At 69.3% G+C, this 15,671-nt stretch carries 15 protein-coding genes; all 15 read left to right on the plus strand.

Annotation, left to right across the window (positions count from 1 at the left end; all coding sequences use genetic code 11):
• Nucleotides 1-154: 154 nt before the first annotated feature.
• The 15 genes from OG811_RS12515 (at nt 155) to nuoL (ending at nt 15,667) form a co-directional block, all read left to right on the plus strand.
• Entirely contained in the window at nt 155-865 is a 711-nt protein-coding gene (locus OG811_RS12515; protein WP_406074322.1) for a demethylmenaquinone methyltransferase, read from the plus strand.
• 92 nt (nt 866-957) lie between these two features.
• On the plus strand, nt 958-1,182 hold the full coding sequence (locus tag OG811_RS12520; protein ID WP_406074323.1) for a hypothetical protein: 225 nt from the start codon (nt 958-960) through the stop codon (nt 1,180-1,182).
• 139 nt (nt 1,183-1,321) lie between these two features.
• Complete coding sequence (locus tag OG811_RS12525) at nt 1,322-2,599, plus strand: geranylgeranyl reductase family protein (RefSeq protein WP_406074325.1); 1,278 nt, start codon at nt 1,322-1,324, stop codon at nt 2,597-2,599.
• A 134-nt stretch (nt 2,600-2,733) separates the two neighbouring features.
• Nucleotides 2,734-3,099 (plus strand): NADH-quinone oxidoreductase subunit A, encoded by a 366-nt coding sequence (locus OG811_RS12530; RefSeq protein ID WP_203150078.1) that lies wholly within the window; start codon nt 2,734-2,736, stop codon nt 3,097-3,099.
• Nucleotides 3,100-3,113: 14 nt separating this feature from the next.
• The gene (locus OG811_RS12535) at nt 3,114-3,791 is read left to right on the plus strand and encodes a NuoB/complex I 20 kDa subunit family protein (RefSeq protein WP_406074327.1); all 678 of its coding nucleotides are present in this window, start codon (nt 3,114-3,116) and stop codon (nt 3,789-3,791) included.
• On the plus strand, nt 3,788-4,516 hold the full coding sequence (locus OG811_RS12540) for an NADH-quinone oxidoreductase subunit C (RefSeq protein ID WP_406074329.1): 729 nt from the start codon (nt 3,788-3,790) through the stop codon (nt 4,514-4,516). The genes OG811_RS12535 and OG811_RS12540 overlap by 4 nt, the downstream gene beginning before the upstream one ends.
• On the plus strand, nt 4,513-5,838 hold the full coding sequence (locus OG811_RS12545) for an NADH-quinone oxidoreductase subunit D (protein ID WP_406074331.1): 1,326 nt from the start codon (nt 4,513-4,515) through the stop codon (nt 5,836-5,838). Before OG811_RS12540 ends, OG811_RS12545 begins: the two co-directional genes overlap by 4 nt.
• Entirely contained in the window at nt 5,835-6,833 is a 999-nt protein-coding gene (gene nuoE / locus OG811_RS12550; RefSeq protein ID WP_406074333.1) for an NADH-quinone oxidoreductase subunit NuoE, read from the plus strand. The genes OG811_RS12545 and nuoE overlap by 4 nt, the downstream gene beginning before the upstream one ends.
• Nucleotides 6,830-8,146, plus strand: a complete 1,317-nt coding sequence (nuoF, locus tag OG811_RS12555) for an NADH-quinone oxidoreductase subunit NuoF (protein WP_406074334.1) — start codon at nt 6,830-6,832, stop codon at nt 8,144-8,146. Before nuoE ends, nuoF begins: the two co-directional genes overlap by 4 nt.
• On the plus strand, nt 8,146-10,653 hold the full coding sequence (locus tag OG811_RS12560) for an NADH-quinone oxidoreductase subunit G (protein ID WP_406074336.1): 2,508 nt from the start codon (nt 8,146-8,148) through the stop codon (nt 10,651-10,653). The genes nuoF and OG811_RS12560 overlap by 1 nt, the downstream gene beginning before the upstream one ends.
• Complete coding sequence (gene nuoH, locus OG811_RS12565; protein ID WP_406074337.1) at nt 10,650-12,002, plus strand: NADH-quinone oxidoreductase subunit NuoH; 1,353 nt, start codon at nt 10,650-10,652, stop codon at nt 12,000-12,002. The genes OG811_RS12560 and nuoH overlap by 4 nt, the downstream gene beginning before the upstream one ends.
• Before the next feature lies 1 nt (nt 12,003).
• Nucleotides 12,004-12,645, plus strand: a complete 642-nt coding sequence (gene nuoI / locus OG811_RS12570; protein WP_406074338.1) for an NADH-quinone oxidoreductase subunit NuoI — start codon at nt 12,004-12,006, stop codon at nt 12,643-12,645.
• On the plus strand, nt 12,642-13,412 hold the full coding sequence (locus OG811_RS12575; protein ID WP_406074340.1) for an NADH-quinone oxidoreductase subunit J: 771 nt from the start codon (nt 12,642-12,644) through the stop codon (nt 13,410-13,412). The genes nuoI and OG811_RS12575 overlap by 4 nt, the downstream gene beginning before the upstream one ends.
• Nucleotides 13,412-13,729, plus strand: coding sequence for an NADH-quinone oxidoreductase subunit NuoK (gene nuoK / locus OG811_RS12580; protein ID WP_272614882.1), 318 nt, complete (start codon nt 13,412-13,414; stop codon nt 13,727-13,729). The genes OG811_RS12575 and nuoK overlap by 1 nt, the downstream gene beginning before the upstream one ends.
• Before the next feature lie 12 nt (nt 13,730-13,741).
• On the plus strand, nt 13,742-15,667 hold the full coding sequence (gene nuoL / locus OG811_RS12585) for an NADH-quinone oxidoreductase subunit L (RefSeq protein ID WP_406074342.1): 1,926 nt from the start codon (nt 13,742-13,744) through the stop codon (nt 15,665-15,667).
• Nucleotides 15,668-15,671: the final 4 nt, after the last annotated feature.

Below are 15,671 nucleotides of genomic sequence, written 5' to 3' on the forward strand. Positions count from 1 at the left end.
AAAGGCGCCGTGACAGCGGCGCCCGGAGAACAGGCACCGTGACGCTGGCACGACGCGAGGGCGGGGTGGGCGACCACCCCGCCCTTTCGCGTACGGCTTGGGTGCCGCACGACCCACTGAGGGTCGGCCGGAGGGCGGCTGGCAGAGTGGAGGGGTGAGCCGTACCCCGCAGGGCCAGCGCGCCAGTCTGGACAAGCAGCCGCACGAGGTCGCCGCGATGTTCGACGGCGTGGCGGAGCGTTACGACCTGACCAACACGGTGCTCTCCTTCGGCCAGGACCGCTCCTGGCGTCGGGCCACTCGCGCGGCGCTCGGGCTGCGGCCTGGTGAGCGGGTGCTGGACGTGGGCGCGGGCACCGGAGTCTCGACGCGGGAGTTGGCGCAGTCCGGGGCGTACGCGGTCGGGGCCGACCTGTCGCTGGGCATGCTGTACGCCGGCAAGCGGGTCCGTCCCGAGGTGCCGCTGCTGGCGGGAGACGCACTGCGCCTGCCGTTCGCCGACGCGAGCTTCGACGCGGTGACCATCTCCTTCGCGTTGCGCAACGTCAACGACACCGACGCGGCCCTGCGGGAGTTGGCCCGGGTGACCCGGCCAGGCGGCCGGCTTGTGGTCTGCGAGTTCAGCACCCCGGTCAACCCGGCGTTCCGGACGGTCTACCTGTCGTACCTGATGCGGTCGCTGCCGGCGGTCGCCCGCACGGTGTCGAGCAACCCCGATGCGTACGTCTATCTCGCCGAGTCGATCCGGGTGTGGCCGGCGCAGGCCGCGCTGGCCGGTCGGGTCGCCGCAGCCGGGTGGGGACGAGTGGCGTGGCGGAACCTGACCGGTGGCGTGGTCGCGCTGCACCGGGGAATCCGCGAGTAGCAGTGGCCGGTGTTGCGCGGGGACGCCACGGACATTATTCAAATTTCGTGAATATCGGCCTTTAGTCCACTTTGCCCCGTACGCTCGTTCGCATGACCCGACCAGACCGTGCGGACCCGGTGGCCGCCACCGACGACGACGCGGCCGAACTCGTCGCGCAGTTGCGCGCGTTGGCCGGAGCTGATCCGGTGGAGGTCCGGCAGGTGGTCGCCGAGGTGTTGGCGGCGCTGGATCGGGCGGCGGGTGGTGCGCTGCGCGAGCATCTGCCGGAGGCCATCCGGGTCGACGCGGGCCTGGACGCCCCTAGCCCGGCCTGACACCTGACCGCTGAGGACGGTCCCTTGCTGTCACATCAGCGAGTTAGGCACCCCTGAGCCTGGGCAGGTATGACACCGGTCATACACTCGTCCCGTCTGGCTTGTGAAGCATTTCACGAGCGTGCGGGAGGAGGCGCGAATGACCGCGGTAGAACATGACGCCGACGTCATTGTCGTGGGCGCCGGTCCCGGTGGATCAGCGACTGCGTACCACCTGGCCCGGCACGGCGTACGGGTGCTGTTGTTGGAGAAGACCGAGTTCCCACGGGAGAAGGTCTGCGGCGACGGGTTGACCCCGCGCGCGGTTCGCCAGCTCATCCGGATGGGTGTGGACACCTCGCCCGAGGCGGGCTGGCTGCACAACCGCGGCCTGCGGGTCATCGGCGGCGGGGTGCGCCTCGAACTGGACTGGCCGGAGCTCGCCAGCTTCCCCAACTACGGCCTGGTGCGAACGCGACTGGACTTCGACGACCTGCTCGCCCAGCGGGCGGTGGCCGCCGGTGCCAAGCTGCGGACCAGCGTCAACGTGCTGGGCCCGGTGCTCGACGGTGACGGCCGGGTCACCGGTGTCGAGGCGGAGGTCGGCCCGGGCAAGGAGCCCGCCACCTTCCACGCCCCGCTGGTCGTTGCGGCGGACGGGGTTTCCGGCCGGTTCCCGCTCGCGCTCGGGCTGGCCAAGCGGGAGGACCGGCCGATCGGCGTGGCCGTCCGCCGCTACTACCGCTCGCCAGCCAAGCACGAGGACAACTACCTGGAGTCCTGGCTGGAGCTGCGCAGCAAGGACAGCGGCGACAACCTGTTGCCCGGGTACGGCTGGATCTTCGGCCTCGGTGACGGGCGGGTCAACGTCGGCCTCGGCGTCCTCAACTCGTCCTCCGCGTTCGGTAAGACCAACTACCGCCGGCTGCTCACCGACTGGCTCGCCAACACCCCGGAAGACTGGGGGATGACCGACGAGACCAACGCCGACGGCCCGATTCTGGGTGCGGCGCTGCCGATGGGCTTCAACCGGGTGCCCCACTACACCCGCGGCGTCATGCTGGTCGGCGACTCGGGCGGCATGGTCAACCCGTTCAACGGCGAGGGCATCGCGTACGCGATGGAGTCCGGCGAACTGGCCGCGGAGGTCGCCGTTCAGGCTCTCGCCCGGCCGGCCGGTCCGGAGCGCGAGCGGGCGTTGATGGCGTACCCGAACGAGCTGAAGGCTCGGCTCGGCGGCTACTACCGGCTGGGTGGCATCTTCGTGAAGCTGATCGGCCGCCCGGAGATCATGCGGATTGCCACCAAGCACGGCATGCCGCACCCGACGCTGATGCGTTTCGTGCTCAAGCTGTTGGCCAACCTGACCGATCCGCGCGGCGGAGATGCGATGGACCGGGTCATCAACGCGATGACGAAAGCAGCACCAGCCGTATAGGTGACTGGCGTTTTGGCTGGTCAGAGCCCCTACGCCGACAAAGATCGACCCCCGCCGGCTGCCCCTGCGAGGGACGTGAATAGTGTGATTTTTGTCAAGCACCGAGGGCAGGGAAGGACGAGCAGGAGAAAACGATGTCGCTCTCGCCTTACGCACCGATCATCGGGCTGTTCGCCCTCGCCGCGGCGTTCTCGCTGTTTTCCGTTGGCGCCGCCCGTTTCACCGGTCCCCGTCGCTACAACAAGGCCAAACTCGAGGCTTACGAGTGCGGCATCGAGCCCAGCCCGCAGCCGGTCGGCGGCGGCCGGTTCCCGATCAAGTTCTACCTGACGGCGATGCTCTTCATCGTCTTCGACATCGAGATCATCTTCCTCTACCCCTGGGCGGTCTCGTTCGACGCCCTGCCGATCTTCGGCTTCGTGGAGATGGTCCTGTTCATCGTCGCGGTCTTCGTTGCGTACGCCTACGTCTGGCGGCGCGGCGGCCTGGACTGGGACTGAGGAAGGAACGTCAGATGGGCATCGAGGAGAAGCTTCCCGCCGGCGTCCTGCTCACCTCGGTGGAGAAGCTGGTCAACTGGTCTCGGAAGTCGTCCGTGTGGGGCGCGACCTTCGGCCTGGCCTGCTGCGCCATCGAGATGATGGCCGCCGGTGGTCCGCACTACGACATGGGCCGCTGGGGCATGGAGGTCTTCCGGGCCTCGCCCCGGCAGGCTGACCTGATGATCGTGGCTGGCCGGGTGAGTCAGAAGATGGCCCCCGTGCTGCGCCAGATCTACGACCAGATGGCCGAGCCCCGCTGGGTGCTCTCGATGGGCGTCTGCGCCAGCAGCGGCGGCATGTTCAACAACTACGCGATCGTGCAGGGAGTCGACCACGTGGTGCCGGTCGACATGTACCTGCCCGGCTGCCCACCCCGGCCGGAGATGCTCATCGACGCGATCCTCAAGCTCCGCGAGAAGATCATGTACGAGCCGCTGGGCCCGAACGGCCGCAAGATGCTGGCTGCCCGTCAGGCGCGCGGCGATGTTCCGGTCGTGCCCTACGGCTCCATGCCCTCCTCGTACCGCAGCGACAAGGCCCGGCGTGCCGAGTGGACCCGGGCGGTCCGCGAGGGCCGCGAGGAGCAGCTGCGGATCGAGAACTGGATGAACGCTCAGAACCACCTCCACCCGCAGGCAGGCCCCAAATGAGCGACAAGCCCAACGACGGCGGCGTACCGGTGCCGGTGGTGCCGGCCGGCGCCTCCAGTGGTGCCCCCGCCGAGTTGCCACCCGCCAGCCCGGCTGGACGCGGAATGTTCGGCAACCACGGCACCGGCGACGTGTCCGGCTACGGCGGTCTGGTCCGCCAGCGCCAGCCCATCGAGGAGGCGCCCCGGCCGTACGGGGGCTACTTCGACGAGGTCCGCGACGCGTTGGAGGAGGCGTACCCGGCCTTCGGTGACGCGATCGAGAAGGTCGTTGTCGACCGGGGCGAGCTGACCCTGCACGTCCGCCCGGAGCGAATCGCCGAGGTCTGCCAGGTGATGCGGGACGACCTGGCGCTGCGGTTCGAGCTGTGCTCCTCGGTGTCCGGTGCGGACTACCTGGGCGCCGACGAGCGCCGGCTGCACGTGATCTACCTGCTCACCTCGATGACGTACCGGCGGCGGGTCCGGCTGGAGGCTGCGGTCTCCGTCGAGGCCCCGCACCTGCCCAGCGTGACCGCGATCTACCCGACCGCGGACTGGCAGGAGCGTGAGGCGTACGACATGTTCGGCATCGTCTTCGACGGCCATCCCAACCTGACCCGGATCCTCATGCCGGACGACTGGGAGGGCCACCCGCAGCGCAAGGACTACCCGCTCGGTGGCGTGGCGGTCGAGTACAAGGGCGCCGAGATCCCGCCGCCGGACCGGAGGAGGTCATACCAGTGACCACGTCGAACTACGCGACCGAACGCGAGACCACCGAGGGTCGGGTCTTCACCGTCACCGGTGGGGACTGGGACACGATCGTCTCGGGCACCGACCCGATCAACGACGAGCGGATCGTGGTCAACATGGGTCCGCAGCACCCGTCCACGCACGGGGTGTTGCGGCTGATCCTGGAGCTGGAGGGCGAGACGGTCCGCGAGGTCCGCTCCGTCGTCGGCTACCTGCACACCGGCATCGAGAAGAGCCTCGAATACCGTAACTGGGTCCAGGGCTCGACGTTCGTGACCCGGATGGACTACCTCGCCCCGATCTTCAACGAGACGGCGTACGCGCTGGCGGTCGAGAAGCTGCTCGGCATCACCGACGACATCACCGAGCGGGCCACCACCATCCGCGTGCTGATGATGGAGCTCAACCGGATCTCGTCGCACCTGGTCTGGCTGGCCACCACCGGCATGGAGCTGGGCGCGATCTCGATCATGCTGTACGGCTTCCGCGAGCGGGAGTACATCCTCGACATCTTCGAGACCATCACCGGTCTGCGGATGAACCACGCGTACGTCCGGCCGGGCGGTGTGGCGCAGGACGTGCCGGACGAGGCAATCGTCAAGATCCGCGAGTTCCTCAAGATGATGCCGAAGAAGCTCAAGGAGTACGAGGACCTCCTCTCCGGTCAGCCGATCTGGATCGAGCGGACGAAGAACGTCGCCGTGCTGGACGTGACCGGCTGCGTGGCGCTCGGCATCACCGGGCCGGTGCTGCGTTCCGCCGGCCTCGCCTGGGACCTGCGCAAGACCATGCCGTACTGCGGTTACGAGACGTACGAGTTCGACGTGCCGACCCACCCCGACGGTGACGTGTGGGGCCGCTACCAGGTCCGGCTCGCCGAGATGCGGGAGTCGATGAAGCTGGTCGAGCAGGCGCTGGACCGGCTCCGTCCGGGCCCGGTGATGGTCGCCGATCGCAAGATCGCCTGGCCGGCGCAGTTGGCCATCGGCGTGGACGGCCTGGGCAACTCGCTGGAGCACGTCGCGAAGATCATGGGTCAGTCGATGGAGTCGCTGATCCACCACTTCAAGCTGGTGACCGAGGGCTTCCGGGTTCCGCCCGGCCAGGTGTACGTCGGCATCGAGGCGCCCCGCGGCGAGTTGGGCGTACACGCGGTCTCCGACGGCGGCACCCGCCCGTACCGGGTGCACTACCGGGAGCCGAGCTTCGTCAACCTCCAGGCTCTCCCGGCGATGGCCGAGGGTGGCCTGATCGCCGACGTGATCGCCGGCGGTGCCTCGTTGGACCCCGTGATGGGTGGTTGTGACCGATGACGACTTTCACTGAAGAGACCCGGGAGCGGGCGCGCGAGATCATCGCCCGTTACCCGGCGGACCGGTCCCGCTCGGCGTTGCTGCCGCTGCTGCACCTGGTGCAGGCCGAAGAGGGTTACGTTTCTCCGGCCGGGGTCACGTTCTGCGCCGAGGTGCTGGGGCTGAACAAGGCCCAGGTCGGCGCGGTGGCCACCTTCTACACGATGTACAAGCGCAAGCCGACCGGTGACTTCCTGGTCAGCGTCTGCACCAACACCATGTGCAATGTGCTCGGTGGCCAGGAGGTCTACGACACCCTCTCCGAGCACCTGGGCGTCGGGCACGACGAGACGACCGCCGACGGCACGATCACCCTGGAGCACGCCGAGTGCCTGGCGGCGTGTGACTACGGCCCGGTGATGACGGTCAACTACGACTTCTTCGACGGCGTGGACCCGTCCACCGCCGTCGGCGTGGTCGACGAGCTGCGGGCAGGCTCGCGGCCGATGCCGACCCGCGGTGCCCGACTCTGCACGCTCAAGGAAATGGCCGTGCAGCTCGCCGGTTTCGCCGACGAACGCGACGGCGCGGTCGCCGACGGTGGGCCGGGCGAGCCCACCCTGCGCGGGCTGAGACTGGCGCAGCAGCACGGTGTCTCGGTGCCCGGCTTCGACCCGAACACCCCGATCCGCAGCAAGGCGGAGGCGGACACGGCAGCCGCGAAGGCGAAGGCCGCCGAGGCCCCCGCGAAGCCTGCCGCCGAGCCGGCCAAGCCGGCCAGCCCGGTGAAGGGTGGCGACGGCGCCTCCGCCGAGGTGCCAGCGGAGACCTCGCCGCCGGCCCCGCGTGACGCGCAGAAGGCGGAGGTCGCCGGCGTGGCGACCAACGAGCCCGCCAGCGACGGCAAGCCCGCCGGTGACTCCACCGGCCCGCAGGAGCGCAACCTCAACGAAGCGTCGGCGAGCGCCGGTGGCGCGAACTCCGCCGCCGCGAGCGAAACGGGGGCCCAGAAGTGACCACTCCCCGCCCGGAGACGCTGGCCAAGCTGACGCCGGTGCTGACCAAGCGCTGGCTGTCGCCGGACGCCTGGCGCATCGGCACGTACGAGCAGTTGGACGGCTATGCCGCGCTGCGCAAGGCGCTCAAGGCCCACCCGGACGACCTGATCCAGCTGATCAAGGACTCGGGGCTGCGTGGCCGGGGCGGCGCCGGCTTCCCCACCGGCCTCAAGTGGGGCTTCATCCCGCAGGGCGATGGGAAGCCGCACTACCTGGTGGTCAACGCCGACGAAGGCGAGCCGGGCACCTGCAAGGACCTGCCGCTGATGACCCACGACCCGCACGCGCTGGTCGAGGGCGTGATCATCTCGTCGTACGCGATCCGGGCCAACCGCGCCTACATCTACATCCGCGGCGAGGCGGTGCACGCCGCGCGCCGGCTGCGCAACGCCGTCCAGGAGGCGTACGACAAGGGATACCTCGGCCGGAACATCCTGCGCAGCGGCTACGACCTGGAGTTGGTGGTGCACTCCGGCGCCGGGGCGTACATCTGCGGCGAGGAGACGGCGCTGCTGGACTCGCTGGAGGGGTTCCGGGGTCAGCCCCGGCTGCGCCCGCCGTTCCCGGCCACCCACGGCCTGTATGCGAGCCCGACCGTGGTGAACAACGTCGGCACCATCGCCAGCGTGCCGCCGATCGTGCTCGGTGGGGCCGACTGGTGGAAGACCATGGGCACCGAGAAGTCCTCCGGGCCGATGATCTACTCGCTGTCCGGCCGGATCGTCAACCCGGGCCAGTACGAGTGCTCGATGGGCGTCACGCTGCGCGAGCTGCTGGAGCTGGCCGGTGGGATGCAGCCCGGGCACAACCTGCGGTTCTGGACCCCGGGCGGTTCGTCCACGCCGTTGCTCGCCGCCGAGCACCTGGACGTGCCACTGGACTTCGAGGGAGTGGCAGCGGCCGGCTCGATCCTCGGCACCACGGCCACGCAGATCTTCTCGGACCAGGACTGCCCGGTCTACGCGACGTACCGGTGGCTGGAGTTCTACCACCACGAGTCGTGCGGCAAGTGCACCCCGTGCCGCGAGGGCAACTACTGGATGGTCCGGGTCTATCGGCGGATCCTCGCCGGTCAGGGCACCCACGAGGACCTGGACACCCTGCTGGACACCTGCGACAACATCCTCGGCCGCTCGTTCTGTGGCCTGGGTGACGGCGCGACCAGCTCGGTGACCTCGTCGCTGAAGTACTTCAAGCAGGACTACCTCGACTACATCGAGGGACGTACCGCGCCGAAGCTGTCGGACAAGCAGCTGGTGGGAGCCCACTAATGACGGACGTAGCCAAGCAGACCGAGACTGTCACGCTCACCATCGACGGCGTCGAGGTCACCGCCCCCAAGGGGACGCTGCTGATCCGGGCCGCCGAGCAGATGGGCACCGAGATCCCCCGGTTCTGCGACCACCCGCTACTGGCCCCGGCCGGAGCGTGCCGGCAGTGCCTGGTCGAGGTGGAGGGCCAGCGTAAGCCGGTCGCCTCCTGCACCCAGACGGTCGCCGACGGCATGGTCGTGCGTACCCAGATCACCTCCCCGGTGGCCAAGAAGGCGCAGGAGGGGGTGATGGAGCTGCTGCTGCTCAACCACCCGCTGGACTGCCCGATGTGTGACAAGGGCGGCGAGTGCCCGCTGCAGAACCAGGCGATGTCCACCGGCCGCACCGACTCGCGCTTCCACGAGCACAAGCGGGAGTACGAGAAGCCGATGGCGATCAGCAGCCAGGTGCTGCTGGACCGCGAGCGCTGCGTGCTCTGCCAGCGGTGCACCCGGTTCTCCGATGAGATCGCCGGCGACAAGTTCATCGACCTGATGGGCCGGTCGTCCGCCGAGGAAATCAACATCTACCGGGACGACGCGTACGGCGAAGAGGGCGACGCCGGGGACGTCCCGTTCAACTCCTACTTCTCTGGCAACACCGTGCAGATCTGCCCGGTGGGTGCGCTGACCGGTGCCCAGTACCGCTTCCGGGCCCGCCCGTTCGACCTGGTCTCCAGCCCGAGTGTCTGCGAGCACTGCTCGGCCGGCTGTGGGCAGCGCACCGACTGGCGGCGCGGCAAGGTGCTGCGCCGGCTGGCCGGCGACGAGCCGGCGGTGAACGAGGAGTGGAACTGTGACAAGGGTCGGTGGGGCTTCCAGTACACCCGGGCCACCGACCGGCTGACCACCCCGCTGGTGCGCGACGAGCACACCGGTGAGCTGCGCGAGGCGTCCTGGAGCGAGGCGCTCACCGTGGCCGCCGAGGGGCTGCACACGGCTCGGGAGAGCGGGCAGGGCACGGCGGTGCTCACCGGCGGTCGGCTGACCGTCGAGGACGCGTACGCGTACGCGAAGTTCGCCCGGGTCGCGTTGAACACCAACGACATCGACTTCCGGGCCCGGCCGGTCTCCCGCGAGGAGGCCGACTTCCTGGCCAGCTCGGTCGCCGGGGTCACCGACGTCACCTACACCGACGTGGAGAACGCGCCCGCGGTCGTGCTGGTCGGCCTGGAGCCGGAGGAGGAGTGCCCGATCCTCTTCCTGCGGCTGCGCAAGGCGTACCTGAAGAAGACCCTGACGGTGTACGCGCTGGCGCCGTTCGCCACCCGCGGCCTGGAGAAGCTCGGTGCCAAGCTGGCCCGGGTGGTGCCGGGCGAGGAGGCCAGCGTGCTCGCCGAGCACGCCACGGTCACCGAGGCGCTGAGCGCACCGGGCGCGATCCTGATCGTCGGCGAGCGGTTGGCCACGGTGCCGGGCGGGCTTTCCGCCGCGGCGGAGGTGGCTCGGCGTACCGGTGCGAAGCTGGCCTGGGTGCCGCGGCGCGCGGGTGACCGCGGCGCGGTCGACGCGGGCTGTCTGCCCAACCTGCTCCCCGGTGGACGGCTGGTCAACGAGCCGGCCGCACGGGCCGAGCTGGGTGAGGCGTGGGACATTCCGGCCGGGGTGATCCCGAGCCAGGCCGGTCGGGACACCGACGGCATCCTCGCCGCCGCGGCCAACGGCCAGCTCGGCGCGCTGGTCGTCGGCGGTGTCGACCCGTCCGACCTGGCTGACCCGCGACTGGCCGAGTCCGCCCTGGACGCGGTGCCGTTCCTGGTCAGCCTGGAGCTGCGCAGCAGCGCGGTGACCCGGCGGGCGAACGTGGTGCTGCCGATCGCCCCAGTGGCCGAGAAGGCCGGCAGCTTCCTGGACTGGGAGGGCCGGCTGCGTCCGTTCGAGGCGGTGCTGAACACGGCCGCGATGACCGACGGTCGGGTGCTCGACGCGCTGGCCGCGCTGCTCGACGTGCGGCTCGGCACCGCGGACGTGCCGAGCGTGCGTCGCGAGCTGGGCACGCTGCCGGCGACCCGCACCCAGCGGCCGTCTCCGCCGTCGGTGGCGCCGGGCCGGGTGCCGCACCCGGGTGACGGGGAGGCCGTGCTGGCCACCTGGCACCAGCTGGTCGACCTGGGCACCCTGACCGACGGCGACGAGCACCTCGCCGGCACCGCCCGCCCGCCGGTGGTCCGGCTGGGCAAGGGCACCGCCGAGGCACTCGGTGTCGCCGACGGCGACGCGGTCACGGTCGGCACCGACCGGGGGGCACTGACCCTGCCGGCGGAGCTCACCGAGATGCCGGACGGTGTGGTCTGGCTGCCGACCAACTCACCCGGCTCGACCGTGCGACGCAGCCTCGGGGCGACGTCCGGCACGGTCGTCCGGATCTCCGTCCCCGCAGCGAGTACGGCCATCCCGGCCGGGCGCGTGGCGGCCGACGAGACCGGTCTCCCGGGTCCGCTCCTCAACACCGGGGGTAACCAGTGAGTCCGATCTACCTGGCGCAGGATCCGACGCTGGCCGACTTCGGCCGGGATCCGTGGTGGCTGGTTCTCGGCAAGATTGTCTTCGCGTTCGCCTTCGGTCTGCTCGCCACCCTGCTGGGTGTCTGGTTCGAGCGGCGGGTGGTCGGCTACATGCAGGTGCGGCCCGGCCCCAACCAGGTCGGCCCGTTCGGCCTGCTGCAGACCCTCGCCGACGGTCTGAAGATGGCCTTCAAGGAGGACATCCTGCCGAAGGCGGCCGACAAGGTCGTCTTCTTCTTCGCCCCGACCATCTCGGTGATCTGCGCGGTCACCGCGCTGTCGGTGGTGCCGTTCGGCCCGATGGTGAGCATCGCCGGCCACCAGACGCCGCTGCAGGTCACCGACGTGCCGGTGGCGGTACTGCTGCTGCTGGCCTGCTCCTCGATGGGCGTCTACGGCATCGTGCTGGGCGGCTGGGCCTCCGGCTCGACGTACCCGCTGCTCGGTGGTCTGCGGTCGAGCGCCCAGATGATCTCCTACGAGGTCGCGATGGGGCTGAGCATCGTGGCGGTCTTCATGACCGCCGGGACGATGAGCACGAGCGGGATCGTCGCGAAGCAGGGGCACGGCACCGAGCTGAGCCTCTTCGGGCAGACGATCCCGGCCCCTGGCTGGTACGCGATCCTGCTGCTGCCGAGCTTCATCATCTTCTTCATCGCCACCGTGGGCGAGACCAACCGGGCGCCGTTCGACCTGCCCGAGGCCGAGTCCGAGCTGGTCGCCGGCTACATGACCGAGTACAGCTCGCTCAAGTTCGCGCTCTTCATGCTCAGCGAGTACGTCGCGATGGTGACCATGTCCGCGGTCACCGCCACGCTGTTCCTCGGTGGCTGGCGGGCGCCGTGGCCGATCACCATCTGGGAGGGCGCCAACTCCGGTTGGTGGCCGATGCTCTGGTTCTTCGGCAAGGTGATCGCGCTGGTCTTCGTCTTCGTGTGGCTGCGCGGCACGCTGCCCCGGCTGCGCTACGACCAGTTCATGCGTCTCGGTTGGAAGGTGCTGCTGCCGATCAGCCTGGTCTGGATCCTGGTCCTGTCGGGCCTGCGTTCCATCGAGGACTGGGACACGACCGGCAAGATGGTCGCGGTCGGCATCCCGGCCGGCATCCTGCTGCTCGGCACGCTGCTCTGGCCCAGCCGCCGCCCGCAGCCCAAGCCGACGGCGCAGGAACAGGTCGACAGCCGGCCGTACGGGAGCTTCCCGCTGCCACCGATGGATCTACAGGTACCACCGAGCCCGCGCATCACGCGCGTGGTCGCCGAGCGGGAGCCGGCCAACATCGTCGCCGGCTCGGACTCCAGGGAGGTGTGACGTGGGCGCGATCACCGGAACGTTCAAGGGATTCGGTGTCACCTTCTCGCACATGTTCAGGAAGGTCGTCACCACCGACTACCCGTTCAAGCCGCCGGTGTCGGCGCCGCGCTACCACGGGCGGCACATCCTCAACCGGCACCCGGACGGCCTGGAGAAGTGCATCGGGTGTGAGCTGTGCGCCTGGGCCTGCCCGGCGGACGCGATCTACGTCGAGGGTGGCGACAACACCGACGAGCAGCGCTTCTCGCCGGGTGAGCGGTACGCCAGCACTTACCAGATCAACTACGCCCGGTGCATCTTCTGCGGGTTGTGCATCGAGGCCTGCCCGACCCGGTCGCTCACCATGAGCAACGAGTACGAGCTGGCCCGGGACAACCGGCAGGACCTGATCTTCACCAAGGAGCAGTTGCTCGCGCCGTTGCTCGAGGGCATGGAGCAGCCGCCGCACCCGATGCGGCTGGGCGACAGCGAGAAGGACTACTACGTCGGCGCGCTGGACAACCCGGGCACGTCCGCCGGTGCGGAGGCGTCCCCGATGGGTCCCGGCCGCTACCAGGTCGAGGAGCACCCCGGCGTGACGTTCCCGGGCGCCGAGCAGGCCGCCCAGCGCGTGGCGGCCGGCAAGGGAGAGCAAGCATGACCACGTCTACGGTGCTCGCCGCGGCGGGTTCGGTACCCGTCGGCGAGGCGGTCACCTTCTGGATCCTCGCCCCGCTCGCGCTGATCGGCGGGATCGGGATGGTGGCCGCGCGCAACGCCGTGCACTCGGCGCTCTGGCTGGTGCTGACCATGCTCTGTCTGGGCGTGTTCTACGTGCTCCAGGCCGGTCCGTTCATCGGCATGGTGCAGATCATCGTCTACACCGGCGCGATCATGATGATCTTCCTCTTCGTGCTGATGCTGGTCGGTCGGGACTCCACGGACTCGCTGATCGAGACGCTGCGCGGCCAGCGCGTCGCCGCGATCGTGCTCGGCCTGGGCTTCGCCGGCCTGGTCGGCAGTGGCGTCTACCAGGCGCTGGACAAGACCACCGCAGTCGGCCTGGAGCAGGCCAACGCGGAGGGCAACGTGCAGGGCATTGCCCGGTTGCTGTTCACCAAGTACGTCTTCGCGTTCGAGCTGACCTCGGCGCTGCTGATCACCGCGGCGGTCGGTGCCATGGTGCTGGCTCACGTCGAGCGGCGTAAGCAGGACAAGGTCGACCAGCCGTCGACCATGCGGGCTCGCTTCGCCCCGGGCAACTACCCCGGCCCGAAGCCGGGTCCGGGCGTCTTCGCGACGTCCTCCTCGGTGGCCACCCCGGCGCGGTTGCCCGACGGGCGCCTGACCGACCGCGGCACCTCGGCGATCCTTCCGCAGCGCGAGCTGACCGCCGAGGAGACCTCGCTGAAGGGGACGGAAAAGTAATGGAAACGTTCTTCTCGGTCGAGCCGAACTACTACCTGGTCCTCGCGGCGGTGCTGTTCACCATCGGCGCCACCGGGGTGTTGGTCCGGCGCAACGCGCTCGTGCTGTTCATGTGCGTGGAGCTGATGCTCAACGCGGCCAACCTGACGCTGGTCACCTTCAGCCGGATCAACGGTGACCTCAACGGTCAGATCATGGCGTTCTTCGTGATGGTGGTGGCGGCGGCCGAGGTCGTGGTCGGGCTCGCGATCATCATGTCCATCTTCCGGACGCGACGCTCGGCGAGTGTCGACGACGCCAACCTGCTCAAGTACTAGAGGGGTCCACCGGTGGAGAAGACTGTGGAATACGCCCAGGCCACGGGGCTGCTCGGGGGCGTCTGGCTGCTGGTGGCGATCCCGCTGCTCAGCGCGGCCATCCTGCTGCTGCTCGGCCGGCGAGCCGACCGGTGGGGGCACTGGTTGGGCGTCGCCGCCATCGGTGCTGCGTTCGTGCTCGGCCTGACCTACTTCCTCCAGCTGCGTGGCCTGGAAAACAAGTCGGTCGAGCTGAGCCTCTGGGACTTCATCGCGGTCGGTGACCTGCGCGTCGACTTCGGCCTGCTGTTCGACCCGCTGGCCGCGGTCTTCGTGCTGCTGATCACCGGGGTGGGCTTCCTGATCCACCTGTACGCGGTGGAGTACATGGCGCATGACGCGGGCCGTCGCCGGTTCTTCGCGTACTTCAACCTGTTCGTCGCGGCCATGCTGCTGCTGGTGCTCGGCAACAACTACGTGATGCTCTACGTCGGCTGGGAGGGCGTCGGTCTGGCGTCGTACCTGCTGATCTCCTTCTGGACCGAGCGGCCGAGCGCGGCCACCGCCGGCAAGAAGGCGTTCCTGATGAACCGGGTCGGCGACGCCGGCCTGGCCATCGCGATCTTCATCATGTTCGCGACCCTGGGCACCACCCAGTACGACGAGGTGTTCAACGGTGTCGGTGCGCTGACCGGTGCGACCGTGCTGATCCTCGGCCTGTTGCTGCTGCTCGGCGCTGCCGGTAAGTCCGGCCAGTTCCCGCTGCAGGCGTGGTTGCCGGACGCGATGGAGGGCCCCACTCCGGTGTCGGCGCTCATCCACGCGGCCACCATGGTCACCGCGGGCGTCTTCCTGATCGCCCGCTCCAACCCGATCTTCTCCGCCAACTCGACGCTCCAGCTCGTGGTGGTCAGCGTCGGCGCGCTCACCCTGCTGATGGGCTGCATCATCGGTGCGGCCAAGGACGACATCAAGCGGGTGCTCGCCTGGTCGACGGTGAGCCAGATCGGTTACATGTTCCTCGGCGTCGGTCTCGGTGGTGGGGCGTACGCGCTGGCCATCGTGCACCTGCTGGCGCACGGCTTCTTCAAGGCCAACATGTTCCTGGGTGCCGGCTCGGTGATGCACGGGATGAAGGACCAGGTCGACATCCGCCGCTTCGGTGGCCTCTCGAAGTACATGAAGATCACTTGGCTGACCTTCATGATGGGTTGGCTGGCCATCATCGGCATGTTCCCGTTCTCCGGCTTCTTCTCCAAGGAGCCCATCATCGTGGCCGCCTTCGAGCGGGAGGACTGGACCGCCTGGCTCTTCGGCGGGGCGGCGCTGCTCGGCGCCGGGCTGACCGCGTTCTACATGACCCGGCTCTTCGTGCTCACGTTCCACGGCCCGAAGCGGTGGACCGAGGACATCGAGCACCCGCACGAGTCGCCGAAGCTGATGACCATCCCGCTGATCCTGCTGGCGGTCGGCTCGGTCGGTGCCGGCTTCCTGCTGTCCACCTCCGTGCCGGACTGGCTGACGGCGACCGCCGGGCTGGACATCGAGCACGCGGAGCACGAGGCGGTCCTCTCGCACGCCGTGATCACCACGCTGTCGCTGTTGGTCACCGTGCTCGGCGCGGGGCTGGCCTGGTTCCTGTTCCGGGCCGGCACGGCCACCGCGCCGCAGCCGGCCGGGGTGCTGGTCACCGCCGCCCGACGCAACCTCTACGCGGACGCGGTCAACGAGGCGGTCTTCGAGAAGCCGGGCATCTTCCTCACCCGGGCGCTGGTGTACCTCGACAACCGGGGCATCGACGGGCTTGTCAACGGGCTCGCCGCCGCTGTCGGCGGTGGTTCGGGTCGGCTCCGACGGATGCAGACCGGCTTCGTCCGCTCGTACGCCACCTCGATCCTGGCCGGTGCGCTGCTGGTGATGGCGGCGTTCCTGGCGGTGCAGGCGGGGTGGTTGGCGTGATCGA

Origin of the sequence: Micromonospora sp. NBC_01638 (assembly GCF_045209745.1) — a bacterium.
Lineage (GTDB): Bacteria > Actinomycetota > Actinomycetes > Mycobacteriales > Micromonosporaceae > Micromonospora.

Excerpts from the sequence above, each read along its gene's own strand:
- OG811_RS12520 (WP_406074323.1), top strand. The coding sequence starts at position 958 with ATGACCCGACCAGACCGTGCGGACCCGGTGGCCGCCACCGACGACGAC.
- OG811_RS12575 (WP_406074340.1), top strand. The coding sequence starts at position 12,642 with ATGACCACGTCTACGGTGCTCGCCGCGGCGGGTTCGGTACCCGTCGGC.
- OG811_RS12530 (WP_203150078.1), top strand. The coding sequence starts at position 2,734 with ATGTCGCTCTCGCCTTACGCACCGATCATCGGGCTGTTCGCCCTCGCC.
- OG811_RS12525 (WP_406074325.1), top strand. The coding sequence starts at position 1,322 with ATGACCGCGGTAGAACATGACGCCGACGTCATTGTCGTGGGCGCCGGT.
- OG811_RS12535 (WP_406074327.1), top strand. The coding sequence starts at position 3,114 with ATGGGCATCGAGGAGAAGCTTCCCGCCGGCGTCCTGCTCACCTCGGTG.
- nuoE (WP_406074333.1), top strand. The coding sequence starts at position 5,835 with ATGACGACTTTCACTGAAGAGACCCGGGAGCGGGCGCGCGAGATCATC.
- nuoK (WP_272614882.1), top strand. The coding sequence starts at position 13,412 with ATGGAAACGTTCTTCTCGGTCGAGCCGAACTACTACCTGGTCCTCGCG.
- OG811_RS12540 (WP_406074329.1), top strand. The coding sequence starts at position 3,788 with ATGAGCGACAAGCCCAACGACGGCGGCGTACCGGTGCCGGTGGTGCCG.
- OG811_RS12560 (WP_406074336.1), top strand. The coding sequence starts at position 8,146 with ATGACGGACGTAGCCAAGCAGACCGAGACTGTCACGCTCACCATCGAC.